This window comes from Marinovum sp., from assembly GCF_048263515.1.
Taxonomy (GTDB): domain Bacteria; phylum Pseudomonadota; class Alphaproteobacteria; order Rhodobacterales; family Rhodobacteraceae; genus Marinovum.
In genome coordinates, this window is the sequence record NZ_JBLXEC010000001.1 from 371,650 (window position 1) to 396,260 (window position 24,611).

General features: G+C 65.8%; 25 protein-coding genes. 11 read left to right on the forward strand and 14 right to left on the reverse strand.

The annotated features are described in order from the left end of the window. Positions 1 to 19 precede the first annotated feature (19 nt). Both ACN0SE_RS01765 and ACN0SE_RS01770 read right to left on the reverse strand, forming a co-directional pair. Positions 20 to 1,060: an L-idonate 5-dehydrogenase gene (locus tag ACN0SE_RS01765; protein ID WP_417522751.1), complete on the reverse strand. Its 1,041-nt coding sequence runs from the start codon at positions 1,058 to 1,060 to the stop codon at positions 20 to 22. Between the two features lie 10 nt (positions 1,061 to 1,070). Next, on the reverse strand, positions 1,071 to 2,018 hold the full coding sequence (locus ACN0SE_RS01770) for a 2-hydroxyacid dehydrogenase (protein WP_417522752.1): 948 nt from the start codon (positions 2,016 to 2,018) through the stop codon (positions 1,071 to 1,073). A 120-nt stretch (positions 2,019 to 2,138) separates the two neighbouring features. Between ACN0SE_RS01770 and ACN0SE_RS01775 the strand changes: the two genes are divergently transcribed. Genes ACN0SE_RS01775 through ACN0SE_RS01785 form a run of 3 tightly spaced genes read left to right on the forward strand, consistent with a single transcriptional unit; the run spans position 2,139 to position 4,516 of the window. Next, positions 2,139 to 2,930, forward strand: a complete 792-nt coding sequence (locus tag ACN0SE_RS01775; RefSeq protein ID WP_417522753.1) for an SDR family oxidoreductase — start codon at positions 2,139 to 2,141, stop codon at positions 2,928 to 2,930. After that, entirely contained in the window at positions 2,917 to 3,453 is a 537-nt protein-coding gene (locus ACN0SE_RS01780; RefSeq protein ID WP_417522754.1) for a gluconokinase, read from the forward strand. The genes ACN0SE_RS01775 and ACN0SE_RS01780 overlap by 14 nt, the downstream gene beginning before the upstream one ends. Before the next feature lie 37 nt (positions 3,454 to 3,490). Further along, a complete protein-coding gene (locus ACN0SE_RS01785) occupies positions 3,491 to 4,516 on the forward strand; it encodes a LacI family DNA-binding transcriptional regulator (RefSeq protein WP_417522755.1) in 1,026 nt (341 codons plus the stop codon). Between the two features lie 27 nt (positions 4,517 to 4,543). Here ACN0SE_RS01785 and ACN0SE_RS01790 read toward each other — a convergent pair whose 3' ends face one another. Beyond that, positions 4,544 to 5,218, reverse strand: a complete 675-nt coding sequence (locus ACN0SE_RS01790) for a 4-carboxy-4-hydroxy-2-oxoadipate aldolase/oxaloacetate decarboxylase (protein WP_417522756.1) — start codon at positions 5,216 to 5,218, stop codon at positions 4,544 to 4,546. Positions 5,219 to 5,437: 219 nt separating this feature from the next. Here ACN0SE_RS01790 and ACN0SE_RS01795 point away from each other — a divergent pair, with 219 nt between their 5' ends. The 8 genes from ACN0SE_RS01795 to ACN0SE_RS01830 all read left to right on the forward strand — a co-directional run bounded on the left by ACN0SE_RS01795 (position 5,438) and on the right by ACN0SE_RS01830 (position 12,119). Further along, positions 5,438 to 5,863: an acetyl-CoA carboxylase biotin carboxyl carrier protein gene (locus ACN0SE_RS01795; protein ID WP_417522757.1), complete on the forward strand. Its 426-nt coding sequence runs from the start codon at positions 5,438 to 5,440 to the stop codon at positions 5,861 to 5,863. Next, a complete protein-coding gene (locus ACN0SE_RS01800; RefSeq protein ID WP_417522758.1) occupies positions 5,860 to 7,230 on the forward strand; it encodes an acetyl-CoA carboxylase biotin carboxylase subunit in 1,371 nt (456 codons plus the stop codon). Before ACN0SE_RS01795 ends, ACN0SE_RS01800 begins: the two co-directional genes overlap by 4 nt. Then, positions 7,223 to 7,876, forward strand: a complete 654-nt coding sequence (gene pxpB / locus ACN0SE_RS01805) for a 5-oxoprolinase subunit PxpB (RefSeq protein WP_417522759.1) — start codon at positions 7,223 to 7,225, stop codon at positions 7,874 to 7,876. The genes ACN0SE_RS01800 and pxpB overlap by 8 nt, the downstream gene beginning before the upstream one ends. Beyond that, positions 7,873 to 8,841: a biotin-dependent carboxyltransferase family protein gene (locus ACN0SE_RS01810; protein ID WP_417522760.1), complete on the forward strand. Its 969-nt coding sequence runs from the start codon at positions 7,873 to 7,875 to the stop codon at positions 8,839 to 8,841. The genes pxpB and ACN0SE_RS01810 overlap by 4 nt, the downstream gene beginning before the upstream one ends. Before the next feature lies 1 nt (position 8,842). Continuing rightward, the gene (locus ACN0SE_RS01815; RefSeq protein ID WP_417522761.1) at positions 8,843 to 9,235 is read left to right on the forward strand and encodes an acetyl-CoA carboxylase biotin carboxyl carrier protein; all 393 of its coding nucleotides are present in this window, start codon (positions 8,843 to 8,845) and stop codon (positions 9,233 to 9,235) included. Next, entirely contained in the window at positions 9,232 to 9,993 is a 762-nt protein-coding gene (locus ACN0SE_RS01820) for a LamB/YcsF family protein (RefSeq protein ID WP_417522762.1), read from the forward strand. Before ACN0SE_RS01815 ends, ACN0SE_RS01820 begins: the two co-directional genes overlap by 4 nt. A gap of 60 nt (positions 9,994 to 10,053) precedes the next feature. Continuing rightward, a complete protein-coding gene (locus ACN0SE_RS01825; protein ID WP_417522763.1) occupies positions 10,054 to 10,830 on the forward strand; it encodes an SDR family oxidoreductase in 777 nt (258 codons plus the stop codon). A gap of 80 nt (positions 10,831 to 10,910) precedes the next feature. After that, positions 10,911 to 12,119 carry an aspartate transaminase gene (locus ACN0SE_RS01830; protein WP_417522764.1) on the forward strand — a complete coding sequence of 403 codons (1,209 nt, stop codon included), beginning with the start codon at positions 10,911 to 10,913 and terminating at the stop codon, positions 12,117 to 12,119. Positions 12,120 to 12,288: 169 nt separating this feature from the next. Here ACN0SE_RS01830 and ACN0SE_RS01835 read toward each other — a convergent pair whose 3' ends face one another. The 11 genes from ACN0SE_RS01835 to ACN0SE_RS01885 form a co-directional block, all read right to left on the reverse strand. Beyond that, the gene (locus tag ACN0SE_RS01835; RefSeq protein ID WP_417522765.1) at positions 12,289 to 13,263 is read right to left on the reverse strand and encodes an ABC transporter ATP-binding protein; all 975 of its coding nucleotides are present in this window, start codon (positions 13,261 to 13,263) and stop codon (positions 12,289 to 12,291) included. Next, positions 13,260 to 14,249 (reverse strand): ABC transporter ATP-binding protein, encoded by a 990-nt coding sequence (locus ACN0SE_RS01840; protein WP_417522766.1) that lies wholly within the window; start codon positions 14,247 to 14,249, stop codon positions 13,260 to 13,262. The genes ACN0SE_RS01835 and ACN0SE_RS01840 overlap by 4 nt, the downstream gene beginning before the upstream one ends. A gap of 1 nt (position 14,250) precedes the next feature. Then, positions 14,251 to 15,144: an ABC transporter permease gene (locus tag ACN0SE_RS01845; protein WP_417522767.1), complete on the reverse strand. Its 894-nt coding sequence runs from the start codon at positions 15,142 to 15,144 to the stop codon at positions 14,251 to 14,253. Then, positions 15,137 to 16,057 carry an ABC transporter permease gene (locus ACN0SE_RS01850; protein WP_417522768.1) on the reverse strand — a complete coding sequence of 307 codons (921 nt, stop codon included), beginning with the start codon at positions 16,055 to 16,057 and terminating at the stop codon, positions 15,137 to 15,139. The genes ACN0SE_RS01845 and ACN0SE_RS01850 overlap by 8 nt, the downstream gene beginning before the upstream one ends. Positions 16,058 to 16,126: 69 nt before the next feature. Then, a complete protein-coding gene (locus ACN0SE_RS01855) occupies positions 16,127 to 17,752 on the reverse strand; it encodes an ABC transporter substrate-binding protein (protein WP_417522769.1) in 1,626 nt (541 codons plus the stop codon). A 426-nt stretch (positions 17,753 to 18,178) separates the two neighbouring features. Beyond that, positions 18,179 to 18,985, reverse strand: a complete 807-nt coding sequence (locus ACN0SE_RS01860; protein WP_417522770.1) for a sugar phosphate isomerase/epimerase family protein — start codon at positions 18,983 to 18,985, stop codon at positions 18,179 to 18,181. A gap of 331 nt (positions 18,986 to 19,316) precedes the next feature. After that, positions 19,317 to 20,507 carry an alpha-hydroxy acid oxidase gene (locus ACN0SE_RS01865; protein ID WP_417522771.1) on the reverse strand — a complete coding sequence of 397 codons (1,191 nt, stop codon included), beginning with the start codon at positions 20,505 to 20,507 and terminating at the stop codon, positions 19,317 to 19,319. Between the two features lie 88 nt (positions 20,508 to 20,595). After that, positions 20,596 to 21,543: a tripartite tricarboxylate transporter substrate binding protein gene (locus ACN0SE_RS01870; RefSeq protein WP_417522772.1), complete on the reverse strand. Its 948-nt coding sequence runs from the start codon at positions 21,541 to 21,543 to the stop codon at positions 20,596 to 20,598. Between the two features lie 114 nt (positions 21,544 to 21,657). Further along, positions 21,658 to 22,605, reverse strand: a complete 948-nt coding sequence (locus tag ACN0SE_RS01875) for a Bug family tripartite tricarboxylate transporter substrate binding protein (RefSeq protein ID WP_417522773.1) — start codon at positions 22,603 to 22,605, stop codon at positions 21,658 to 21,660. Positions 22,606 to 22,629: 24 nt separating this feature from the next. Further along, entirely contained in the window at positions 22,630 to 24,141 is a 1,512-nt protein-coding gene (locus tag ACN0SE_RS01880) for a tripartite tricarboxylate transporter permease (protein ID WP_417522774.1), read from the reverse strand. A gap of 10 nt (positions 24,142 to 24,151) precedes the next feature. Continuing rightward, positions 24,152 to 24,574, reverse strand: a complete 423-nt coding sequence (locus ACN0SE_RS01885) for a hypothetical protein (protein ID WP_417522775.1) — start codon at positions 24,572 to 24,574, stop codon at positions 24,152 to 24,154. Between the last annotated feature and the right edge of the window lie 37 nt (positions 24,575 to 24,611).

A 24,611-nucleotide genomic window follows, 5' to 3' on the forward strand; every position in this document is an offset into this window, starting at 1 on the left:
TATCGATAACGAAAACCAATCAGGAGAACCGTATTTGTGTCTTGATCGCCCTGCTGCGATCCGAGGCGGTCAGAAAGGCTTCCTCCGCCTCTGCGAGGGCGAATTCGTGCGTGATGAGCGGTCGCAGGTCAACGCGTCTTTGCTGCATTGCCAGAACGCCGTTCGCGAATTCCTCATGAAACCGGAAAGAGCCGCGCAAATCCAGTTCCTTGGCGGCGATCTTCGTGATCGGCAAGGGAACCTCGGCGCCGAGACCAAGCTGCACCACCACGCCGCACGGCCGCATGGTATCGAGCGCCGGCAGCAACGCCTGCGCAACTCCGGTGCATTCGAAGAGCACGTGAAAATGGCCCTTGCCGGCGGCAAAGCCTGCGAGGGCCTCGGCCTCGCGACCTGTGTTGATGGTGCGATCGGCCCCCATCCTGCGCGCCATATCGAGGGTGAAATCCGACAGGTCGGTGGCGGTGATGCTTGCAGCCCCCGCCAGCCGGGCCGACGCAACCGCCAGCAGCCCGATCGGGCCGCAGCCGGTCACCAGCACATCCTTGCCCAACAGAGGCCCAGCCCGGCGCATGGCGTGCAGGGTGACGGCAAGGGGTTCGGCCATCGCGGCCTCTCCGGGCGTGAGGCCCGCGGCCGGGACGCATTGCGCGGCGCTGGCCACCAGCTCCTGGCGGAAGGCGCCCTGGATATGCGGAAAGGGCATGGCCGATCCGTAAAAGCGCATGTTCTCGCAGTGATTGGCTAACCCCTCGTGGCAATATCCACAGGCCCCGCAGGGCCGTGAGGGCGAGACCGCGACGAGATCGCCCTCGGACAGACCACTGACGTCTGATCCGGTTTCGATCACGTGACCGGAGACCTCGTGGCCAAGGATCATCGGCTCGCGCAGGCGCACTGACCCGAAACCGCCATGGTGGTAATAGTGCAGATCTGAGCCGCAGACGCCGCCGGCGGCCACCTTGATGCGCACCTCGCCGGGGGCGAGGGGGCGGTCGTCCTGCCCCGCATGCTCTTCGAGACGGAGGTCCTTGGCGGCGTAAATGACAAGTGATTTCATGGATTTGACCTCAGATCACAGGGCTGACCGGCGGCTTGCCGGCAAAATGCGCCTCGAGATTGGCGCGCAGCAGGGCACCCATCGCCTTGCGCGTCTCGACGGTCCCCGAGGCCTGGTGCGGTTGCAGCAGGATATTGGGCAGCGCACGGAACCTCGGGTCAAGCGCCGGCTCGCCTTCGAAAACGTCAAGCGCGGCGGCGCCCAATGTGCCATCGCCGAGGGCCGTGATCAGGGCCTCTTCGTCGACATTGGAGGCGCGAGAGACGTTGATGAGCATGCCGTCAGGCCCCAGCGCCCGCAGAACGTCGGCGTCCACGATGTGCCGGGTCGCCTCGGAGGCCGCGGCCGCGACAAAGAGGAGGTCGCTCCGGGCCGCCAGTTCTTCCGGCGTGGCGACGAAGGTCCAATCGGGGGCATAGTCCTTGGGCGCTACGTCCGAATAGCTGATCTGCATGTCGAATCCGGCCAGACGCCTGGCGATCTCGAAACCGATGCGCCCCAGTCCAAGGATGCCGGCGCGGCGACCGAAGGCCCTGCGCTGAAGCGGCACGGCGCCTTGCGTCTCCCACTGTCCGCCGCGGACCCAGGCGTCGCCAGCGACGATGCCGCGGCTTTGCGCCAGCATCATCGTCACTGCGAAATCGGCCACGTCACCCGACAGGACATCCGGCGTATTGGTCACCCGGATACCGCGTGCGCGACAGGCGTCGAGATCGACCGCGTCATAGCCGACGCCATAGACCGAGACGATCTCGAGCTTCGGGCAGGCAGCAATCAGATCGCCCGAGGCGCCGAGCTCGCCGCGGGTCGCGATGCCGCGCACCTCGGCGGCATGGTGTGCGAGAAAAGCCTCCTGGTCATCGGCGTCGAAGATGCGGCGCATCTCGAAGTCGGCGTTCAATGGCGCCTCGTCCCAGGACGGGTAGGCCCCCATCTGCAGGATCACGGGTTTGCTCATGCGGTGTCTCCTTGCCGACCGGCCCACGCCGGACCGGCGAATCTTGTGCTTGACGAAAATAGTTATCGATAACATATTGCCAAGAGTCGCTGATGTCGACACCCAAAAAGGAAGACCGTGATGACCCTTCAGGACAACTTTCTCGAAACCAGCTTTGGGCTGACCGGCCGGCGCGCGCTGATCACCGGCTCCTCGCAGGGGATCGGCCATGCGCTGGCGATGGGCCTGGCGCGGGCCGGCGCAAGCGTGGTGCTGAACGGCCGCGACGCGGCCAGGCTCGAAACCGCCCGCGCCGCACTGGAAGAGGCCTGCCCGGGGGTCGAAATCGACACCCTCTGCTTCGACGTCACCGACCACGAAGCCGTCCGACAGGCGATCGACGGCTTCGAGCTCGAAACCGGGCCGATCGACATCCTCGTGAACAATGCCGGCATGCAGCATCGCGCGCCTCTCGAAGACTTCCCGGCCGAGCGTTTCGAGACCCTGATGCAGACCAATGTCTCTTCGGTGTTCAATGTCGGCCAGGCGGTGGCGCGCTTCATGATCGGCCGCGGCCGCGGCAAGATCATCAATATCTGCTCGGTGCAGACCGCCTTGGCCCGTCCCGGCATCGCGCCCTACACCGCCACCAAGGGCGCGGTCGCCAACCTGACCAAGGGGATGGCCACCGATTGGGCTCAGCATGGGTTGCAGTGCAACGCCATTGCCCCGGGCTATTTCGAAACGCCGCTCAACGCCGCCCTGGTGGAAAACCCCGAGTTCACCGCATGGCTGGAGAAACGGACCCCGGCCGGGCGCTGGGGCAGGGTCGAAGAGCTGGTCGGTGCCTGTGTCTTCCTGTCGTCGGGTGCGGCGAGCTTCGTCAACGGTCACGTGCTCTTTGTGGACGGAGGCATCAGTGTTTCCCTTTGAGGCGCAGCATATCGTGCTGATGGGCGTCAGCGGTTGCGGGAAGTCCACCATCGGACAGGCGCTGTCCGCGGCAACCGGGCTGACCTATCTCGACGGTGACGATCTTCACCCTGTCGCCAACGTCGAAAAGATGCGCCGGGGCGTGCCGCTCGAAGATGCAGATCGCGCGCCCTGGCTGGCGGACTGCGGACGCAGGCTGGCCGATGCGCCGTCGGGGCTGATCCTAGGCTGCTCGGCGTTGAAGGCCGGTTACCGGTCGATGATCCGTCGCCACGCCAGTCCGGCGGTGCCGATCTTCGTCTACCTGCACGGGTCGAGACCGACCTTGCAGATGCGGTTGGGCGGACGGCAGGACCATTTCATGCCGAAGGCGCTGCTCGACAGCCAGATCGCCACGCTCGACGTGCCAGCGCCCGGGGAACAGGCGATCACCGTCAGCATCGACCAGCCGGCCGCGACGGTGGCACAGCAGATCCTCACGCGGATCACCCGCCGGCTGTCGCCGGTTGCTCGGGCGGCGTGAGGCGGCTACTGAACGCTGACACATCCGGAGGGCTCAGGTGAAAAGACCGGCGCAGGGCGGCAAGGTCAAGATGTCGGACATCGCGGCGGCGGTGGGCGTCTCGGCGATGACGGTGTCGCGCGCCTTCAAGGGGGACAGCGGCATCAACGCAAAGACCCGGGCCCGCATCCTGAGCAAGGCCGAGGAGCTGGGCTATGTCTTTGATGCCACCGCCGCGAACCTGCGCCAAAGCCGCAGCGGATTTGTCGCCGTCACCGTGCCCTCGATCGAGAATGCCAACTTTTCCGCCACGGTCCGGGAGCTGTCTCGTGGGCTGCTGAAGAAGGATCTGCAGATCCTTTTGGCCAATACCGAATATGATCCCGAAGAAGAGGAGCGACTGATCGCGCAGCTTCTGCGCCGCAACCCCGAGGCGGTGGTGCTGACCGGCGGCGAACACAGCGTGCGCACGCGGACGATGCTGGAAAACGTGGCAATTCCGGTGATCGAGATCTGGGACCTGCCGGAGCGGCCGATCGGCCACGTGGTGGGCTTTTCCAACCGGACCTCGGTGACGGCATTGGTCGACCACATGGTCAGATGCGGGCGGCGGCGCCTGGCGTTTCTGGGCGGCGAGACCGAGCGCGACCCGCGCGGCGTGCAAAGGCGCGAAGGGTTCATCGAGGCCATGGCACACCACGGGCTGGAGGCCCATCGGCTGGTGCCGGCCGGCGCGGCGCCGGTGGGCATGACCGAAGGGGCGGCGGGGCTCGACCTGATGCTGGATCACTACCCGGAGACCGACGGGCTGATCTGTGTGTCCGACCTGGTGGCGTTCGGCGCACTGGCGCAATGCAAGCGACGCGGCCTGCGGGTGCCCGAAGACCTGGCGGTCTCGGGCTTCGGCAATTACGAGATCGGTCGGGTCTGCGAGCCGCCGCTGACCACCATCGATGTCCATGCCGGGCGGCTGGGGGCGCGCACTGCGGACCTGGTGCTCGAGGTGCTGGCGGCGACGCCGGGTGGCGTGGCGCAACGCCACGTCCTTCAGCCCGACCTGATTCTGCGCCGCTCGACCCCCTGAGCCGGGGTCGCGCAGCGCAGCCTGGGGTCAGAGATCGGTGGTCAGCCCCTTGGCCTCGAGCACCGGCTCGAGCCCGCAGAGATCGATCACCGTGCGCCCGGCCTTGTATTTCTCGATCAGGTCGGCCTCGATGTCCTCGCGCTCCTGTGACAGCCTCGCCACCCTCGCGGCGTCCTCGCGCCGCACCACCACCAGCCCGTCGGCATCACCGCAGAGCACGTCGCCGGGGCGCACCAGCTCGCCGCCGATCACGATGTCGCAGCCGGTCCGGCCCAGGGTCTCCTTTACCGTGCCCTTGATGCAGACGTTGAGCGAGAACACCGGAAGCCCCAATTCGATCAGCGCCTGGGTGTCGCGCACGCCGGTGTCGGTGATCACCCCTGCAATTCCCTTGGCGACGCAGGCATTGCCCAGAACATCGCCGAAGCACCCGGCCTCTTCGTATTCTCCCGCCGACATGACGATGACATCGCCGGCCTGGGCATAGTGAATGGCCAGTTGAAGCATCAGGTTGTCGCGCGGCGCGCCCAGCACGGTAAAGGCCGGACCGCAGAGCCGCATGGTGCGGTCGATCGGCTTCAGGCGAGAGTCGAGCGCGCCGAGCCGGCCCTGGGCCTCATGCACGGTGGCGCTGCCGAAGGGGGCCAGGGCCGCCACGTCCTCGGGTCTGGCACGTTCGAATTTGGTAACGATATTGGGCATTTGATGCGCCTCCTGCAGATCGGTCGGGCCGTGGCCCGGATGCGCGCAATTTATCGGCGCGGGGTGCGCGCGGATAACATCAACTGGCTCTGACATGATCGCGCTTTGCTATGCACCTGCGGACCGGGTCATTTGAAAGCGCTCTGACATCATCGCGCGGCGCCGATGCTAACTTCGACCAAACAGCAGTCGATCCCAGCAAGAGGAACCGGTTCCGTTATGCCGATGTCAGTCGAGGCCCTCATTTCCAGCATGGACTGGGCCGCCAGCAACAACCTGAGTGAATACGGCTTCAGGCGCGACGGCTGCCGTGTGTCGCTGCAGCGGGGCGCAGAGGGTTCCGTAACTGCCCCCGTACCAGCGGCAAAGCCGGCCGCGGCGCAGACCCCGGAAGAGGCAAGTGGCGGGCTCGAGGCGATCGAAGCGCCGCTGTCGGGGACCTGTTACTTGGCACAGGACGCGGGCTCGCCCCCCTTTGTCGAGATCGGAGCAGCGGTCTCGACGGGGCAGACGATTTGCCTGATCGAGGCAATGAAGGTGATGACCTCGGTCACCGCGGACCGCGACGGCACGCTGGAGGAAATCTGCATTGTCGATGGCGCGACCGTCGAAGCCGGTGCAAGCCTGATGAGGGTGCGGACATGACCCGAGCAGACCAGCAAACCGTCTTCATAGCCAACCGCGGGGAAATTGCCCTGCGCATCATCCGCGCCTGCCGCCGGCTGGGCCTGCGCGTTGTCTGCGGCTATTCCGAGGCCGACCGGGGCGCACCCTATCTCGACCTGGCCGATGCCGCGATCTGTATCGGTCCGGCACCGGCCTCGAAAAGCTATCTCAACATTCCTGCCGTCATCCAGGCGGCGCGCTTGCTGGGGGCCGACCTGGTGCATCCGGGGTATGGCTTTCTGTCGGAAAACGCGGGCTTTGCCGAGGCCGTTACGGCCGCCGGGATGAGGCTGATCGGACCCAGCGCCGATGTCATGCGCCGGATGGGCGACAAGGTCGAAGCCAAGGCCGCGATGATCGCCGCGGGCGTGCCCTGCGTGCCGGGGCCCGACAGCACGCTGCCGAAGGACCCTGCTGCGATAGCCGCCATTGCCGAGGAGATCGGCTACCCGGTGATCCTCAAGGCCGCCGGCGGGGGCGGCGGGCGCGGAATGCGTATCGTCCGCGACCCCGCCGCGCTGGCCGAAGCCTGCATGCTGACCCGACAAGAGGCCGAGCGGTTCTTTGGCAACCCCGACATCTACATGGAGAAGTTCCTGCAACGGCCCCGGCACGTCGAGATCCAGATCCTCGCTGATGCCCATGGCACCGCGCTCTGGTTGGGCGACCGCGACTGTTCGATGCAGCGCCGTCACCAGAAGCTGATCGAGGAGGCCCCGGCGCCGGGGATCGACCGCGCCCTGATCGCCGAGATCGGCGCGCGCTGCGCAGCCTCCTGCCGCGAGATCGGCTATGTCGGAGCGGGCACCTTCGAGTTCCTCTACGAAGACGGCCAGTTCTATTTCATCGAGATGAACACCCGTATCCAGGTCGAACATCCGGTGACCGAGCTGGTGACCGGGCTGGACATCGTCGCCCTGCAGATCGACGTCGCCCTCGGCGCGGCGCTGCCCCTCAGCCAGGACCAGGTCGCCAGTGCCGGACATGCCATCGAATGCCGGATCAACGCCGAAGACCCCGAGAGCTTTTCACCCAGTCCGGGCCGCGTCACGGGGCTGCATCTGCCCGGCGGGCCGGGCATCCGCGTCGAAACGCATATTGTCGCCGGGGCCGAGGTCTCTGCCCATTACGATTCGATGATTGCCAAGGTGATCGCCCATGGCGCGACCCGCGAAGAGGCGCTGTCGCGCGCCTGCACTGCGCTGGCCGAACTGCGGATCGACGGGGTGAGGTGCAATGCGACGCTGCACGCGGCGCTGCTGGCCGACCCGGGCTTTGTCGCCGGAGGCGTGTCGATCCATCATTTCGAACAGTGGCTTGCCGCGCAGGAGAAGGCCGATGTCTGAGACAGGGCTCTTCCCGATCGGAAGCCGCAGCTTCCTCTACCAGGTGGACTGCCCCTTCGACCTGGCTCACCAGCGCCGGGTCTGGGCCCTGGCCGAAGCCGCCGGCACCCGCGACGACGTGCTCGAGGCTGTGCCCGGCATGACCAACCTGACCCTGCGCCTCGCCAAGGTGCCGACGGACCTCGAGGCCCTGGAACGCGCTTTGGACGCGCTCTGGGCCGAGGGACGGCAGAAGGACCTGTCCGGCAAGGTGCTCGAGATCGAGATCGTCTACGGCGGGACCGGCGGACCGCATCTGCAGGAGGTCTGCGAGATCACCAGGCTGGGCGTCGACGAGGTGATCCGCCGTCACAGCGCACCGGACTACCCGGTTTTCGCGGTCGGAAGTCACGCCGGCTATTGCTACCTCGGCGGCCTCGATCCGCGGCTTGAAACGCCGCGCCGCAAGGTTCCGCTGCAAAGCCTGCCGGGCGGGTCGCTCTCGATCGCCGGCCTGCAGACCGGGGTCTCGGCTTCGGCCGGTCCCAGCGGCTGGAACACCATCGGCGCCGCCGACATCAGCTTCTTCGATCCGGCGAGACAGCCCGCCGCGCTGCTCCAGCCTGGCGACGCCATTCGCTTTACCCCGGTGGAGGTGATCACATGATCGAGGTTGTCGCCATCCCGCCACTTGCCACGGTGCAGGATCTCGGCCGCAACGGCCATTGGCACAACGGCCTCGGCTGCGCCGGGGCAATGGACCCAATGGCGCACCGCGTGGCCAACCTGATGCTCGGCAACGAGGAAACGGCAGCAACGCTGGAAATTCCGCTGACGCCGGCGCGGTTCGTCCTTGTCGAAGATACCGCGGTCTCTCTGGCCGGTGCTGCCTGTGATGCCAGGCTCGACGGGGTGGCTCTGCCGCGCTGCTGGGCAGGGTCCGCGCGCGCCGGTCAGACGCTGGAACTGGGCGCGATGCGCGACGGTGCGCGGGTCTACCTCGGCTTGCCAGGTGGCATCGACGTGCCAGAAGTGCTGGGCTCGCGCAGCACCCAGCTGCGCGAGGGCTTTGGCGGGTTCGAGGGCCGTGTCCTGGCGCCGGGCGACCGTCTCGAGGGGGCCGCGCCACGTCGTGCCGCGCCAGAGATCAGCTATGCGCTGCCTGCGCCGCGACAGAACGGCGCCGCCGACATCGTGCTGCGTGTCCTGCCGTCAAGCGAGACGCAGGAATTCGCCGTCGACGCTCTGGACGCCTTCTTTGGCGAACCCTACCAGGTCACCCCCGCCAGCAACCGGCAAGGCTATCGCCTGAGCGGCCCCGAGCTTCTGCGCGAGGCGCAAGGCGAGTTGCGCTCGCATGGCATCGCGCCCGGCATCGTCCAGGTGCCGGGCGGGGGGCAGCCGATCATTCAACTCGCCGATTCCGCGACAATGGGCGGATATCCCAAGATCGCCTGCGTGATCGAACCGGACCTCTGGCGCCTGGGTCAGGCCCGTCCCGGCGACACCCTGCGCTTTGCCCGCATTGATCTGGCCGGGGCGCAACGCGCCGAAACCGACGAAGGTACCTGGCTGGAAGGGCTGCGGCGCAGCCTCGCCGGGGCACGTGATCTTCAGAAGAGTTGGAGTTGAGATGTTTAGCGATCCCGAGAAACTGCGGCTCGTCGAGGCCATGCGCCGCACCGGCACCACCCGGCTGGAAATCGACTGTGGAGACGACAGCCTGACGCTCGCCCTGCCGGCAGGAGGCCAGCCCGCCATTGCAACTGCCGTCCAAGGCTCCGGGCCGGTCGCGGTGAAAAGCCCCGGCATGGGCCGCTTTGTCGCCTGTGGTCGCGATGACGGATTGATCCCGGTTTCTACCGGAGATCGGATCAGCAAGGGGCAGGTGCTGGGCTACCTGGAGGTCGACGGCGCGCGCCTGCAAATCACGGCGCCTGATGGCGGCATCCTGACGGACGGGCCCGAGGAGGGCCGGATCGCAGGCTACGGCGACCTGCTGTTCACGCTGGAGGCCGGGCGATGAAGATCGATATCAATTCCGACATGGGCGAGGGCTTTGGCCCCTATACGCTGGCCGACGATGCGGCGCTGATGGCGCAGATCAGCTCGGCCAATGTGGCCTGCGGCTATCACGCCGGAGATCCGCTGATCATGGATCGCACCGTCTGCCTGGCGCGGGATCACGGCGTCGATCTCGGCGCGCATGTAAGCTTTCCCGACCGGATGGGCTTTGGCCGCCGCAGGATGGACATCCCGCTGCCCGAGCTCGAGGCGCATGTGCTCTACCAGATCGGGGCGCTCGCCGGGTTTGCCCGCCGCGCCGGGCACCGCGTCAGCCACATGAACCCGCATGGGGCGCTTGGAAACCTCGCAAGCGTCGACGCTGGCATCGCCGAGGCCGTGGCCGATGCCACACTGGCCTTTGATCCCGAGATCGCCTTCCTGGTGCTGCCCGGCAGTGCGCTCGAGACCGCCGCTCTGGCGCGGGGTGGCAAGGTGGTGCGGCTCTTTCTTGCCGATCGCGGTTACCTGCCCGACGGCCAGCTGGCGCCGCGTGGCACCCCGGGCGCTGTGATCGACGACGAGTCCCAGGTGGTGGCCCGGGTGCTCGGCGTGTTGCGCCGGCAGACACTGACCTGCGTGAGCGGCGAAGAGATCGCCATGCCGGTGCAGTCGGTGCTGGTACATTCCGACACCCCCGGCGCTGTGGGCCTGGCCCGCCGGCTGAAGCAGGAAATCACCACCATCGGGGGCGAGATCGCGCCGCTGAGCGCGCAATAGACGACAGGCCACGGCAAAGCTGCCGGGCCGGACATTTCCAACAAGGACAGGAACAGACGTATGCCTTTCTCCGACTACAAGACCGCCCTCGTCACCGGAGCCTCCGGCGGCATGGGGCGCGGCATTGCCGAGCGCCTCGCCCGGAAGGGCCTGACAGTGCACGCTTTTGCGCGCAGCGCCGAAAAGCTCGAGGCGCTGGCGGCCGAGCATGACACCATCGTGGCGCATGCGGTCGACGTGACCGATCTCGACGCGGTGACACGGGCGCTGGATGGTCTGGAGATCGACGTTCTGGTCAATTGTGCAGGCGTGTCACGCCCCGGCAGCCTTTTGCAGTCGGAGGCCTTCGACATCGACGAACAGATCGACGTGAACCTGCGCGCCTGCCTGCATCTGGCGCGGCTGCTTCTGCCGGGCATGATGGCGCGCGACAATGGCCATATCCTCAACATCACCTCGATGGCCGCACATTACGAATTCGGCGGCCACATCGCCTATCACGCCACCAAGGCGGCGATGCACACGGTCTCGCGCCAGCTGCGGGTCGACGCCTTCGGGCGTCGCGTGCGGGTGACCGAGATCAGCCCCGGCCGGGTCGAGACCGACATCTTTGCCCACGTCGAGAAGATCAGCCCCGAAGAGGCCAAGAAGAAATACTTCGAAGGCTTCGAGATGCCGCAGGTCTCCGACATTGCCGACGCCGTCGAATATGCCATCGGCACGCCGCAATACGTCAACATCGGGATGATCGAACTGCTGCCGATCCTGCAGGTGCCGGGCGGGCTTCGCACCGGCAAGCGGGTCGGCGACGAGGTCATCCTCACCGGCAACAAGTAGCCGCCGTGCGCAGCGTCGGGCCGCGTGACGTCTGCGCCGGCCCGGCCATTCCAGATATTCGACGTCTCAGGGAGACCAGAGTGACCCATCAGAAATTAGCAACCCGCGTAACCTCGATCCGCGTTTCTCCCAGCGTTGCAGCGGCGCAGAAGGTCCGCGATCTCAAGGCCCAGGGCCGGGAGATCCTCAATCTGACCGTGGGAGAGCCCGATTTCGACACGCCAGACAGCATCAAGGCCGCCGGCGTGCAGGCGATTGCCGAGGGCGATACCAAATACACCCCGGTCAATGGCACCGACGCACTGCGCAAGGCGGTGCAGCACGATTTCTCGACGCGTCTCGGGATCGATTGTGCGCTCGACCGAATTTGCGTCGGCAGCGGGGCGAAGCAAATCCTGTTCGTCGCCATGATGGCCACCGTGGAGGCGGGCACCGAAGTGATCGTGCCGGCGCCCTACTGGGTGTCCTATCCCGACATGGTGGTGGCCAACGGCGGCACCCCGGTGATCGTCCCCTGCGGCGAGGACGTGGGCTTCAAGCTGACGCCCGAGGCGCTGGAGGCGGCCATTACCGACAAGACCCGCTGGGTGATCCTGAATTCTCCCTCGAACCCCACCGGCGTGGCCTATACCGGCGACGAGCTGCGGGCTCTGGCCGCGGTGATCAGGCGCCATCCGCAGGTGCTGGTGATGTGCGACGAAATCTACGACCGCATCTGGTACGCCGACTTCAGGACCGAGAGCATCCTCGGCGTTGCACCAGAGCTTGCGGAGCAGGCGCTGGTGGTCAATGGCGTGTCGAAATCATATGCCATGACAGGTTGGCGGATCGGATATGCTGCGGGACCGAAGTTTCTGATCGATGCCATCAACAAGCTGCAGTCGCAGATGTCCTCCTGCCCGTCGTCGATCAGTCAGGCCGCTGCCGCCGCTGCCCTGACCGGGCCGCAGGGCAGCGTCAACGCCACCGTCAAGGTCTACCGGCAACGCCGCGACCGGGCACATGAGCTGATCAATCAGATCCCCGGGCTCAGCTGCTCGCTGCCTGACGGGGCCTTCTACCTCTATCCGAGCTGCGCCGGAGTGATCGGCAAGACCACGCCGGATGGCAAGCGGATCGAGAGCGACCTCGACTTCGTGCTCTACCTGCTGGAACAGGCCGGCGTCGCGTCGGTCCATGGCGGGGCCTATGGGCTCGAGCCCTATTTCCGGATCTCCACCGCAACCTCGATGGAGGTCATTGAAGCCGCCTGCCAGAAGATCGCCGAAGCAGTGGCTGGGCTCAGGTAACACACGCTCTGCCACGGGTGAAATCAGGCGCCGGAGATCTGTTGCGACAGGTTTCCGGCGCCTTTTTCGTCGCGGCCCGAAGCAACGTTGCAAGGGCCGGCCGCAACAGGCAAAGGCAAAGGCGGGCCGCGAAGCCCGCCTTTGCCCGTTCACCGGCTTCGGATGTCCGTCAGTAGAGGTGGCACCCGACGCAGCGCTCAGCCTGGTGGTCTCGCAACGCCGGCGCCTCGGTCTTGCAGACATCGCCGATAATGCGATGGCACCGCGGGTGAAAGCTGCAGCCACTGGGCGGGGACAACGGCGACGGGACTTCGCCGCCGAGGATGATCTCGTCCCGCCTGACCCCCGGCGTGCTGGGCAGCGCGGCCGAGAGCAGCGCCTCGGTATAGGGATGGTTCGGGGTGTCGAACACGTCGTCGGTCGCGCCCATCTCGACGATGCTGCCGAGATACATCACCGCCACCCGGTCCGCGAGATAGCGCGTGGTTGCCAGGTCATGTGCGACCAGCAGGAAACTGACGCCATACTCCGCCTGCATGTCCTTCAGAAGGTTGATGATCTGCGACCGGATCGAGACGTCCAGACCCGAAACCGGCTCATCCAGAACCACCAGTTCGGGCCGCGAGACCATGGCGCTGGCAATGGCGATCCGCTGACGCTGTCCGCCGGAAAACTCATGCGGAAACTTGCGCGCATGGGCCGGACCAAGGCCAACGGCGTCAAGCGCCTCGTGCACCCGGCGGTCGATCTCGCCGGCGGTCAGTTTCTCGTTCACAACCAGCGGTTCCGCCACGAAATCCCGGATCCGGACCCGCGGGTTGATCGAGGACCAGGGGTCCTGGAACACCGCCTGCACCTTTGACCGGTAGCTGCGCAGACCGGCGCCGGATAGCTTGTGGATATCCTCACCGGCAAAACGCACCGAGCCATGGGTCGGATCCTGCAGCAGCAGCAACAGCCGGGTCGTGGTGGTCTTGCCGCAGCCGGATTCTCCCACAAGCGCAAGGGTCTCGCCCTTGGCGATCTGGAAGTTCAGCCGGTCGACGGCCCGCACGGTGCGGGTCTCGGACCGCATCATCCCGGCGCGTATGCGAAAATGCTTCGACAGGTCGCGGGCCTCGAGAATTGGGGTGTCGGACGTCATTCTACGGCCCTCCAGCAGCTAGTGGTGTGATCGCCGGAGGCATCGGCCGCCACGGTCGGCGGTGCCTCGGCGCGGCAGCGTGCATCAGCGTAGTCGCAGCGCGGGGCAAAGGGGCAACCGGTGATCTGATCGGTAGGGGCAGGCGGCTGGCCCGGAATGGTGGTCAGCCGACCCTGCTGGCCATGCAGGCTGGGAACCGCGGCGATCAGCGCCTCGGTATAGGGATGCGCGGGAGCAGCGAAGATCTTGGCAACCGGTCCGGATTCGACGATCCGGCCGGAATACATCACGATCACCCGGTGGCAGAGATTGGCGACGATGCCGAAATCATGGGTAATGAACAGGATCGCCATTCCGGTTTCTTCCTGCAGCTCCTTGAGAAGCCTCAGGTATTGCGCCTGTACCGTGACATCGAGCGAGGTTGTCGGCTCATCGGCAATGATCACCTTTGGCCGGCAGGAAATGGCGATGGCCCCGACCACGCGCTGGCGCATGCCGCCGCTCATTTCGCCGGGGTAGGCATCCACCCGGTGCTCCGGCGCGGCGACCTTGACCCGTCTCAGCGCCTCGATGGTGCGCTCGCGCAGGGTCTTGCGGGGCCCGGGCGCATGCAGCTTCAGCGCCTCGGCGATCTGGCTGCCGACGGTGAAGGCCGGGTTGAGCGAGGTCTGCGGGTCCTGCAGGATCATCGAGATCTCGGCCCCGCGCACCTGCCGCATCTCCTTTTCGCTGAGCGAGAGCAGCTCTCGCCCGTCCAGCTTGACGCTGCCGCCGCGGATCCGCGCGGCATGTTTCGGCAAGAGCCGCATCAGCGACATTGCCGTCATCGATTTACCAGAGCCGGATTCACCGACGATGCCCAGGGTCTCTCCTGCCTGAACCGAGAAGCTGTGATCGTTGACCGGAAAGAAGCTGCCGGCCTTGGTCGTGACTTCGACCTTGAGGTTCCTGACGTCCAGCAGGGCGCCTGTGTCGGGTGAGTTCATGTCAAACCTGCCTTAGTCTGGGGTCGAGCGTGTCGCGAAGCCAGTCGCCGATCATGTTGACCGAGAGCACGGTCAGCATGATGGCGAGGCCGGGAAAGAAGGCGATCCACCAATCGGTCGCAATGAAATCCCGCCCATCCGACACCAGCAGGCCCCAGGTCGGCGTCGGCCGCGGAATGCCGATGCCGAGAAAGCTGAGCGAGGCATCCAGCATGATCGCGATGCCCACCTGAAGCGTCGCGAGAACGACGATGGTATTGGTGACATTCGGCAGGATGTGACGGAACAGGATCCGGACATGCGAAGCGCCGGCCACCCGCGATCTGGCGACGAAATCGGCATTGCGCAGCAGCAGGACCTCGGCCCGCACCTGCCGGGCGAAATAGGCCCAGAGCGCAAAGCCCACGACGATCACCACCGACAGGAAGCTCGCGCCGAGCGCCGCCGCCAGGGCCAGTGCCAGCAGCATCGCCGGCAGCGCCAGCGAGATGTCGACCAGCCGCATCACCAGTCCGTCGAACCACCCGCGCACATAGCCTGCAATCAGCCCCAGGGTGGTGCCGACGACGACCCCCACCGCGATGCCGATCATCGAGACGGCCAGTACGTACCAGGCGCCATGCACGATCCGGCTGTAGATGTCGCGGCCCAGCCGGTCGGTGCCCAGCGGGTACTCCCAGTCGCCGCCGAAACCCACCGGCGGCTGCAACCGCGCCTTGAGGTTGGGGACGTAGGGATCATGCAGGGCGAGCCAGTCGGCAAAAAGAGCCGGAATGATGAAGACGGTCAGAAGCACCGCCATTGGCAGGAGTGGCAGCGCGCGGAGCTTGCGGCCAAGCCCGCGGCCGCGGCCCTCGGACGGGCTGGTCCGCGGAAGTGAAGAGACCTCAACCATGACGGATCCTCGGATTGACGACGACATAGAGCAGGTCGACGAAAAGGTTGGAGAGCATGTAGATCACCGCGTAGGCGATGATGACGGCCTGAACGACGGGGAAGTCCCGACCGCGGATCGCCTCGATCGCGACCCAGCCCATGCCGGGATAGGAATAGACGGATTCGATCACCACCGAGCCGGTCAGGATCGAGGCGGCGAGGATGCCGAAATAGGTCAGCGGCACCACCGCGGCATTGCGCAATGCGTGCTTGAACACGACAACCCATTCAGAGACACCCTTGACCCGGGCGAGCTTGATGTACTCGGCGTCCAGCACCTCGAGCATGGCAGAGCGGGTCAGCCGAGCCAGCGCCGAGATCTGGAACCAGGCAATGGCGATCGCCGGCAGGATCAGGTGGGCAAAGCCGCCGATCCCCGAGGTCGGCAGCCAGCCCAGCCAGACCGAGAACACCCAGATCAGCACGATGCCGAGCCAGAAGTTGGGCATCGACTGTCCCAGAAGCGCGAAACCCTGCGCGCCCTTGTCGATCAGCGATCCCTTGTAGACGGCGGCGGCGATGCCCAGCGGCAGCGCGATCACCAGGGTGATCAGGATCGACAGCCCGCCAAGTTTCAGCGTCGCCGGCATCCGGTCGATGACAAAGCCCATGGCGCTTTCGCCGGGCCATTTCAGCGAGATGCCGAAATCGCCCTGAACGGCATTGCCGAGAAAGGTGAGGTATTGCTTCCACAAAGGCTGATCGAGGCCCCACTCCCGGATGAACAGATCGATCTGCTCCTGGGTGGCGTCATCCGGCAGAAGCGCATCCACCGGGCTGCCCGACAGCTGTGAGAGCGAGAAGACGATCATCGTGATGATCAGTAGCGCAAAGAGGCTGGAGGACACTCTCAGCAGGAGATAGCGCAGCATTATCTGGTTCCTTGCAATGCATCAGGGTGAGACCCGGGAGGAGGTCTCACCCTGAGCCGCCCGAGAGCGTTACTTCAGGTCGATCAGTTCAAAGTGGCTCAGGCCGGAAGAGGTCGATCCCGGAAAGGTCCAGCCCTCGACAAGATCGCTGTTGACCACGACCGAGGCCGGAACGGTGGCCATCGGCAGATGCGCGTAGCTGTCGAAGATGCGGGTGAACATCTGTTCCAGCATCGCGTCGCGCGTCTCGGGATCGGTCTCCGCCACCAGATCGGCACCCAGCTTGTTGAGCTCGGGGTCACCCACGTCGAGATGCGGGCTGGCCTCGGAGGTAAAGAAGATCTGCACGCCGAGGGCGCTGGGCCGGACCGGGGCATTGCGCATCGGCGTGACGAAATCCGCCGAGAAGCCGCGGATCGCGGTGTTGCCGGTGGCCCAGTCCTGTTCGCGCATCTCGGTCTGGATGCCGGCGATGTCGAAATAGGCCTGCACCAGTTCGGCCATCTGGGCGAACTCGGGATTGCCGGCGAGGCTTGTCACGACCAGCGGGATCTTCGGGTTCTCGAACTTGTCGGGATAGCCCGCCTCGGCCAGCAATTCCGCCACCCGCTCGGGATCATAGCCGTAAGCCTCGTCAAAGCGCGCTTCGAGGTCTTCGGAATAGCCGGGGAAGCGCGGGTCCATGGTGTAGACCGGCAGCTTGCGCACGCCTTCACCGTAAAGCGCCTCGAGAATGGCGTCGCGATCAAGCGCGCGGTTCATCGCCTCGCGCACCCGCTGGTCGGCCCAGGCGTAGCTGCGGGCATCGCGGTTCTCTTCTGCCTCGGGGTTCAGGAACTGGCCGGTAAAGAGCATGGTGGTCTGCATGGCACCTTCGCTCGAGACCAGCACCGTCTGGCCGGCTTCGGCGGCGTCGTCCTGCAGATCGCGGGGCAGGGTGACCGCATGGGCCTCGCCGGCCGAGAGCATGGCGAGGCGTGTGGACGGCTCGCTCACCCAGCGGAATTCCAGCTGGTCATACGCCGGGCTGGCGCCGCTCCAGTGATCTTCCACGGCGCTGAAGGTGACCGACTGGCCGGTTTCGCGTCCCTCGTACTTGAACGGGCCCGAACCGGCCGGGGCGGTTTCATAGCCTTCGAGCCCCTCGGCGTCGAACTGAGCCTTGCTGTAGATCGCCAGCGAGCCGCGGCCGGCGTGGGAGAACAGGAAGTCCGGCTCGGGCGAGGGAATGTCGAAGCGCACGGTGTGATCGTCCAGCGCGGTCACCGTGATCTCGCGGAACTTGCTGATACCGCTCAGCTTGGCGTCATCGCCGATATGCAGGTTGAAACTGTGCACCACGTCCGCCGCGGTGACCGGGCCCCAATCGTCGTTGAAACGTGCCTCGGGATGCAGGCGGAAGGTCCAGGAGGTGAAATCCTCGTTGTGCTCCCAGCTCTCGGCCAACTGGCTGTTGTCGTATTTGCCGGTTTCCGGGTTCTGGCCCACCAGCGTCTGCAGCGACGGCAGGATGAAGGCGCCCGTGGTGGTCCAGTAGAGGTTTGAATCGGCGCCGAGCGGGCTGACCGCCACGACGACCGTCTCCTGTGCCCGGGCACCGCCGGCCACCGCACCGCTCAGGATGGTGCCGGCGAGCAACGCCGCGGTGACAGCCCGCGTCGCGCCCCGTGTCAGATGTGAAAGTGTCAAAGTCATCGATCGTCCCCTGTTGTCATGGTCGGTTGTTTCGGCCTTTTCAGGCACCGAATTCTTGTGGGATCAGTTTCAGGGGCGGCGGCGGTTTTGTATAATAGCAATGCCAACTGACGACATAAGCATTGGCGATGCGAGACCGGCACCGGCAGGAAGTTTGATGCAGCGGATCGAATTCTGCTCGCGTTCACAGGTAATTGCGGCCACGATCCGTGTCGGCGCCTTTGCCGCGAGGTGGTCCGCAGCTTGGCAATTTCACGCCGGGGGAACGCACGAACTGCGTGCACATCCGCTCGCTCGGCTACCTTGAGGAGAGAAGGGTCTCGTGCCAGGTGGCTCCGGGTGGCGCATGAAAAAAGCGGCGGGGAAACCCCCCGCCGCGTTCAGGTCGTCGTGAGGGCGAACCCGGGCTACCCCGGGCCACGCCTCTTACAGGATGGTCCGCAGGTAGCCGAGCGACGCCTCGAAGTCGCCCTCGCGGTGCGGAATCCGCGCCGCCTCGAGCGCGAGAGTGCCGTCGTAGCCGATGGCTTTCAGCGCTTCGATCTGGCCTTTGACGTTGGTCACCCCGGTCCCGTAATGCTGCCAGGTCATCTTGCCGTCGATGAACCGGCCATCCTTCAGATGCACGTTGCGGATATAGGGTTTGAGCTTTTCGAAACCGGCCTCGAAGGTCTCTTTCTCGGCCTCGTAGAGGTTGCCGGTGTCCCAGACATAGCCAAAGCTCCTGCGATCCACCGCCTCGAGAAGGGCAAGACAGGCATCACTGGTGTCAGCCCAGGTCCCTGGCAGGTTTTCCAGTTGCACGTCGATCCCACGCGCGGCGGCGCTGTCGGCCACCTCGGCCAGAAGTGTGACCACTTGGTCAAACTCATCCGCATCGGCGGCGGCACTGCGCTGCGGGGCAAAGGTGATCAGCGTGTTGGTGCCGAGCTTTTCGACCATGTCCATGCTCATCGCCCAGAGCGCACCCTTGTGCAGGTCGATCAGGTCACTGCCAACCTGGACGCCGATGAAATTGCCGGCGGAGGCAGCGGAGTAGGAAATGCCGTAGTTCTGCCTGGCGCCTTTCAGCACCTCCCAGGCCTGGCCGGAGAGCAGCGGAAAGCGTTTGCCCTCGACGGTGCGCGCCTCGAAGAGCGTTATGCCGTGATCAACGGCGGTTCTGAGGATCGTGTCGAGCGTTCCGGCTTCGGTCAGCGGCGCGACTTCGTTGGTGACTGCGGCAAGTTTCATCTGGCGATAGGCTTTCGTTGGTCGAGCGCGGACAACCGCGCGACTGGGCGTGCCCGGGGACACGTCGTTTCAGGCGAGGGAAGGGTTCCCGATGGGTCAGGGCACCTGCTTCAGGCAGGGTGCGCGCCACAGAAGTGGCATGCTGCCGGCATGATGACGGTCGGAGGGACATTTGAGAAATACAATCGCGGCATGTCGCCATAGCCAAGCCCTATGTCCCGTGAGACGGGACACAGGGGCAGTCAGGTCGCACTTGGGGAGGGGCGCTTGGTTTGCGTCCTTGTCCGGCTGGCTTCCAAGCTGCAATGGGGTATCGGCCGAGCCTGTCCTGTCAGGACGCCTTGCTGAGGACTGCCGGCGGAGCACTCGACTGCGGGACAGGGCGTTTCAGCAGATAGTCCGGCAGTCGGGAGAGATCGCCGGTACCGAGTTGGCTCATGTTGGCCTGGATATCGGCGCGAAGGATGTGGATCGCGTGGTCGATGCCCTTGGGTCCGAAGGCCGCGACGGCATACTGGAAGGCGCGGCCGAGCATCACGAAGTTCGCGCCCATCGCCAGCGCGCGCATCACGTCGAGCCCCCAGTTCACGCCGGAGTCGTAGATCAGCGGCACGTCAGGTCCCACGGCGGCGCGGATCAGGGGAAGCTGGTCGATCACGGCGGGGCCCGCTTCGAACTGGCGGCCGGAATGGTTGGAGACCCAGATGGCGTCCGCGCCTTCCTCGGTCAGGCGCAGGGCATCCTCTGGCCGCATCACGCCCTTGACGATCAGCTTGCCGTCCCACTCCTTGCGCAACTCCCGCAGGCTGTTCCAGTCGGGCACGCCGCGGATGAGCCGGCCGGCATGGGTAAAGCTCTCGCGCCCGCGCTGCGAGATGTAATCGTCGAAGAAGCGCATCCGCGGCACGATGCCTTCGCGCAGATGCGCCAGACACCAGGCCGGGTGGGCCGCCATCGAGGTCACCGTCGCGAGGTCGATCCTGGGAGGCACCGTCAGATTGGCGCGGCGCTGGCGCTCGCGCCGGCTTTCCTCGGGCACGTCGACGGTGAAAATCAGCGTGTCGAAGCCCGCCGCCTTGATCCGCGGCAGCATCTTGCGCCGGATTTCGGGCGAGCTGACCGGGTAGAATTGGAACCAGCCGTTGTCGCCGATATAAGGCGCCACGTCCTCGGGCGAGGCCACGGCGACGCTGGACAGCGAATAGGGGATATTGTGCGCGACGGCGGCCTTGGCGAGGTGCCGCTCGGCGCCGGCCCAGATCAGGCCCGACATGCCCACGGGTGCGATGCCGAAGGGCGCATCGAAGGTCTGGCCAAGGAAGGTCGTCTTCATATCGGCCTCGACCCGGCCCTCCAGAATGCCCGGCATGAAGCCGATGGCATCAAGCGCCTCGCGGTTGATCTTCAGCCCGAGCTCGCGGCCGGTGGCGCTGTCGAGATACTCGAAGATGAACTTGGGAATGCGCTTTTTGGCGCGCTGGCGCAGGTCTTCGATGCAGGGGTGGCTGAGGTCCAGGTCCATGGTCTCGGTTCCTTCTGGGAGGGCTGCGTTTCGCAGCGCAGGGTGGCCCGGACGCCCGGTGGCGTCGGGGCCGGGATCGCGGGCGCGATCAGTTCATCTTGATGCCGATCAGGTCGAGCAGCTGCTTGTTGCCGCTGTATTCTGCCTTGAAGAACTCGGCGAAGGCCGCGTGGTCGCGGTACTTCACGTAGAAATTCATGCCGTCCATCTTCTCAAGCAGTTCAGGGGCTTGGGCCGCGGTACCGCAGGCGGCAGAGAGCCGCTCGACGACGGCCGCGGGCGTGCCCTTGGGCGCAAAGACGCCGTGCCAGATCTTGACCGGTACATCGAGCCCGAGTTCCGCCACGGTGGGAACGTCGAAGCCTTCGATCCGTTCGTCCGCGAAGACGGCGATCGGGCGCAGGCCAAAGAGGATCGCGGTCGAGGTCAGATCCATCGCCACCGTCGCATCGCCGCCCAGGATGGCCTTGGACTGGTCAGGGCCGCCACCGACCGGGAGATACTTGAACTCGACACCATGCAGGCTGGCAATCGCGGCCTGTGCGATATGCGGGATCGAGCCCGGCGCGGGGCCGACCGCCACGATCTTTTCGCCTGCCTTGGCAGCATCGATCAGGTCCTGCACGCTCTGATAGGGGCTGTCCGGTGCCACCATGATGGCCATCGGGTTCTGGGTCAGCCCGCAGACCGGCACGAGGTCTTCTTCGCCATAGGACAGGCGGCGCAGGTGCGGCTGCACCGTGACCGGACCGATCGGGGAATAGAGGAGCGTGTAGCCGTCAGCCTTGGCAGCGGCCGCCTGAGCGGTGCCCACGGTGCCACCGGCGCCGGTCACGTTGGTCACGAAGATCTCGCTGTCGAGCGCGGATTTCATCGCATCGACGAGGATCCGGGCCGAGGTGTCGGTTGAGCCGCCGGCGCCGTAATTGACGATCATGTTGATCGGTTTCTCGGGGAATTCCGCGGCGGCGGGCTGCAGGCCGGCGGTCAGCAATGCTGCCGAAAGGGCCAGGGTCGTGATGGTCTTGCTTCGCATGATGTCTCCTCCTCAGGATGCGGGTTTGCGTGTGGTATGCGCGACGGCGGCCCTGGCGGGGTGCCGTTCGGAACCGGCCCGGATCGCGTCCGGGTCCGGGTATCGCGGGCGCGATCAGTTCATCTTGATGCCGATCAGATCGAGCAGCTGCTTGTTGCCGCTGTATTCCGACTTGAAGAATTCCGCGAAGGTCTTGTGGTCGCGGTATTTCACGTAGAAGTTCATCCCGTCCATCTTGTCCAGGAACACGGGGTCCTGCGTCGCCGTGGCGCAGGCGGCGGACAGCCGTTCCACCACCGCTTCAGAGGTGCCCTTGGGAGCGAAAACGCCGTACCAGCTCTTGATCGGCACATCGAACCCCAGCTCCGCCATGGTCGGCACATCGAAGCCGTCGATCCGCGCATCCGCAATGACGGCAATCGGACGCAGGCCGAAGAGGATCGCGGTCGAGGTCAGGTCCGTTGCCACCGTCGCATCGCCGCCCAGAATGGCCTTGGACTGGTCAGGGCCGCCGCCGACGGGCAGGTACTTGAACGCGACACCGTTCAGGCTGGCAATCGTCGCCTGAGCGATATGCGGGATCGAGCCCGGCGCGGGACCGACGGCCACGATCTCTTCACCGGCCTTGGCGGCGTCGATCAGGTCCTGCACGCTCTGATAGGGGCTGTCGGGGGCCACCATGACGGCCAGCGGGTTTTGCGTCACGCTGCAGACCGGTATCAGGTCTTCCTCGCCGTAGGACAGACGGCGCAGATGCGGCTGCACGGTCAGCGGGCCGATCGGGGAATAGAGCAGGGTGTAGCCGTCTGCCTTGGCGGTCGCGGCGTGAGCGGTGCCCACGGTGCCACCGGCGCCGGTCACGTTGGAGACGAAGATCTCGCTGTCGAGCGCGGATTTCATCGCATCGACGAGGACCCGGGCCGAGGTGTCGGTGGAGCCGCCGGCGCCGTAGTTGACGACCATGTTGATCGGTTTTTCGGGGTATTCCGCCGCGGCCGGCTGCAAACCGGCGGTCAGCAATGCTGCCGAAAGGGCCAGGGTCTTGATGGGCTTGCTTCGCATGATGTCTCCTCCTCAGGATACGAATTAAAGAGCGTTGTGGGGCGCCTTGCGGCCGAAGGCCCGGCGCGCCAGCCTGCCAAGACCCATGAGGTTCAGCAGGATCAGGCCGGTCACGATGAACAGGACGAGCGCGATCGGTTTCTCGAAGAAGGCGAGAATATTGGTGTCGGTCAGGATCAGCCCCTGGCGCAGGGCGCGTTCCAGCGGCGCACCGAGGATGAAGCCGATGATGATCGGCGCCAGCGGGAACCGGTTCAGCCGCATGACAAAGCCCGCGAGACCAAGAACCAGCATTACCACCAGGTCGATCGGGTTCGAGCGCGCCGCATAGGTCCCCACCGTACAGAGCAGCAGCACCACCGGCATCAGCAGCGTCACCGGCACCTGCAGGACCCGTGAATAAAGGCTGGCGCCGGCCGCGCCGAACACCAGCATGAAGATGTTCGCCACGAAGAGCAGCACGAAGATCAGCGCGACCGTGTGCGGCTGACCCTGAAAGAGCTGCGCACCGGGGGCGATGTTGTGGATCGCCAGCGCGCCCAGCATCACCGCGGTGCCGGCATCGCCGGGGATGCCCAGCGACAGCATCGGCACCATGGCCCCGCCGCTGACCGCGTTGTTGGAGGCCTCGGAGGCGATCAGACCGCTGGGCTCGCCCTGGCCGAAGTCCTCGGGGTTGGGCGCGCGGCGCTTGGCGTCGGCATAGCTGACGAAGGTGGCCGCGGTGGCGCCGGTGCCGGGCAGCACGCCGATCATGCTGCCGATGCCGCAGCTGCGCAGCAGCGTGACGAGGCGGGGTTTCCAGTCGGCCCAGGAGGGCAGGCGGAAGCCGCCCTTGATCACCGTGGCCTTGCCGCTGTCGGTCGCGATCCCGGCCTGGAACAGCACTTCCGAGATCGCGAAGATCCCGATCAGCAGCGGGATCGCGCTCAGCCCCGCGGCGAGGAACAGGTTGTCGAAATCGAAACGGATCTGGCCGGTCATCTCGTCCGGTCCGATCAGCGACAGGAACAGGCCGATCAGCGTGGCGATCAGACCCTTGAGCATGTCGTCGGCCGAGACCCCGGCCACGGTTGTCAGAGCGAACAGGATCAGCGCGAAGGTCTCGATCGGGCCAAAGCTCAGCGCGAACCTGGCCAGCTGCGGGGCAAAGATGATCAGCACGACCAGCGAGACCACCCCGCCCACAAACGAGGCGATGGTGGCGTATCCCAGGGCCAGGTCGCCCTTGCCCTTCTGCGACATCGGATAGCCGTCGAGCACCGAGGCGGCCGATTGTGGCGTGCCGGGCACGTTGATCAGGATGGCCGAGATCGACCCGCCGTAGATCGAGCTGACATAGAGCGCCAGCAGGAGCGCGATGGCAGTGGCCGGCTCCATCGAGAAGGTGAAGGGCAGCGCGATCACCAGCCCCAGCACCGTGCCGAGCCCCGGCAGACCGCCGATGATGATCCCGGCGACAGTGCCGATGGCCATGGCGGCGAGCACCTGCCAGCCCAGCGCGATGGAGAATGCATAGGGAAGATGTTCGATCATGACGGTCTCCTCAGAACAGCTGGCCTTGGGGGAGTGACACCCGCGCCAGGTAGCCGAGGGCAAACCAGACGAGGGCAGTGGCCGCGAGGCTGACAGCGGCCAGCACGGCCTTGCGCGGATAGCCGATGGCGAGACCGGTCAGGAAAACGCCCAGCGGCATGGCGATCCAGTAGCCCAGCAGATAGGCGCCGAGCGACATCGCCGAGGCGGCAGCGAAGGTCAGGATGATCCGGGACCAGTTCAGGTCCCGTCCCGCCGGACCGGCCGGGCGCAGCGCGCCGCGCAGGGCCAGTCCCGCCGCCAGGGTTCCCAGGGCGATCAGGATCACCCTGGGGACAAACACGGTGGACACGTCGCCATACAGCGGCCCGCTGTCGTACCGATCGGAAAAGGTGTGGAAATACATCGCCGCGGCGGCGAGTAGAACCGCCATGCCGATCACGATGTCCGACGTCGTTCTGCTCCGACCA

Bases quoted from the DNA above. Each gene is read 5' to 3' on its own strand.
- ACN0SE_RS01765 (WP_417522751.1), bottom strand. From the start codon at position 1,060: ATGAAATCACTTGTCATTTACGCCGCCAAGGACCTCCGTCTCGAAGAG.
- ACN0SE_RS01825 (WP_417522763.1), top strand. From the start codon at position 10,054: ATGCCTTTCTCCGACTACAAGACCGCCCTCGTCACCGGAGCCTCCGGC.
- ACN0SE_RS01835 (WP_417522765.1), bottom strand. From the start codon at position 13,263: ATGACGTCCGACACCCCAATTCTCGAGGCCCGCGACCTGTCGAAGCAT.
- ACN0SE_RS01885 (WP_417522775.1), bottom strand. From the start codon at position 24,574: ATGGCGGTTCTACTCGCCGCCGCGGCGATGTATTTCCACACCTTTTCC.
- ACN0SE_RS01820 (WP_417522762.1), top strand. From the start codon at position 9,232: ATGAAGATCGATATCAATTCCGACATGGGCGAGGGCTTTGGCCCCTAT.
- ACN0SE_RS01865 (WP_417522771.1), bottom strand. From the start codon at position 20,507: ATGGACCTGGACCTCAGCCACCCCTGCATCGAAGACCTGCGCCAGCGC.
- ACN0SE_RS01775 (WP_417522753.1), top strand. From the start codon at position 2,139: ATGACCCTTCAGGACAACTTTCTCGAAACCAGCTTTGGGCTGACCGGC.
- ACN0SE_RS01860 (WP_417522770.1), bottom strand. From the start codon at position 18,985: ATGAAACTTGCCGCAGTCACCAACGAAGTCGCGCCGCTGACCGAAGCC.
- ACN0SE_RS01790 (WP_417522756.1), bottom strand. From the start codon at position 5,218: ATGCCCAATATCGTTACCAAATTCGAACGTGCCAGACCCGAGGACGTG.
- pxpB (WP_417522759.1), top strand. From the start codon at position 7,223: ATGTCTGAGACAGGGCTCTTCCCGATCGGAAGCCGCAGCTTCCTCTAC.
- ACN0SE_RS01815 (WP_417522761.1), top strand. From the start codon at position 8,843: ATGTTTAGCGATCCCGAGAAACTGCGGCTCGTCGAGGCCATGCGCCGC.
- ACN0SE_RS01795 (WP_417522757.1), top strand. From the start codon at position 5,438: ATGCCGATGTCAGTCGAGGCCCTCATTTCCAGCATGGACTGGGCCGCC.
- ACN0SE_RS01810 (WP_417522760.1), top strand. From the start codon at position 7,873: ATGATCGAGGTTGTCGCCATCCCGCCACTTGCCACGGTGCAGGATCTC.
- ACN0SE_RS01875 (WP_417522773.1), bottom strand. From the start codon at position 22,605: ATGCGAAGCAAGCCCATCAAGACCCTGGCCCTTTCGGCAGCATTGCTG.
- ACN0SE_RS01880 (WP_417522774.1), bottom strand. From the start codon at position 24,141: ATGATCGAACATCTTCCCTATGCATTCTCCATCGCGCTGGGCTGGCAG.
- ACN0SE_RS01870 (WP_417522772.1), bottom strand. From the start codon at position 21,543: ATGCGAAGCAAGACCATCACGACCCTGGCCCTTTCGGCAGCATTGCTG.
- ACN0SE_RS01840 (WP_417522766.1), bottom strand. From the start codon at position 14,249: ATGAACTCACCCGACACAGGCGCCCTGCTGGACGTCAGGAACCTCAAG.
- ACN0SE_RS01800 (WP_417522758.1), top strand. From the start codon at position 5,860: ATGACCCGAGCAGACCAGCAAACCGTCTTCATAGCCAACCGCGGGGAA.
- ACN0SE_RS01770 (WP_417522752.1), bottom strand. From the start codon at position 2,018: ATGAGCAAACCCGTGATCCTGCAGATGGGGGCCTACCCGTCCTGGGAC.
- ACN0SE_RS01845 (WP_417522767.1), bottom strand. From the start codon at position 15,144: ATGGTTGAGGTCTCTTCACTTCCGCGGACCAGCCCGTCCGAGGGCCGC.
- ACN0SE_RS01855 (WP_417522769.1), bottom strand. From the start codon at position 17,752: ATGACTTTGACACTTTCACATCTGACACGGGGCGCGACGCGGGCTGTC.
- ACN0SE_RS01850 (WP_417522768.1), bottom strand. From the start codon at position 16,057: ATGCTGCGCTATCTCCTGCTGAGAGTGTCCTCCAGCCTCTTTGCGCTA.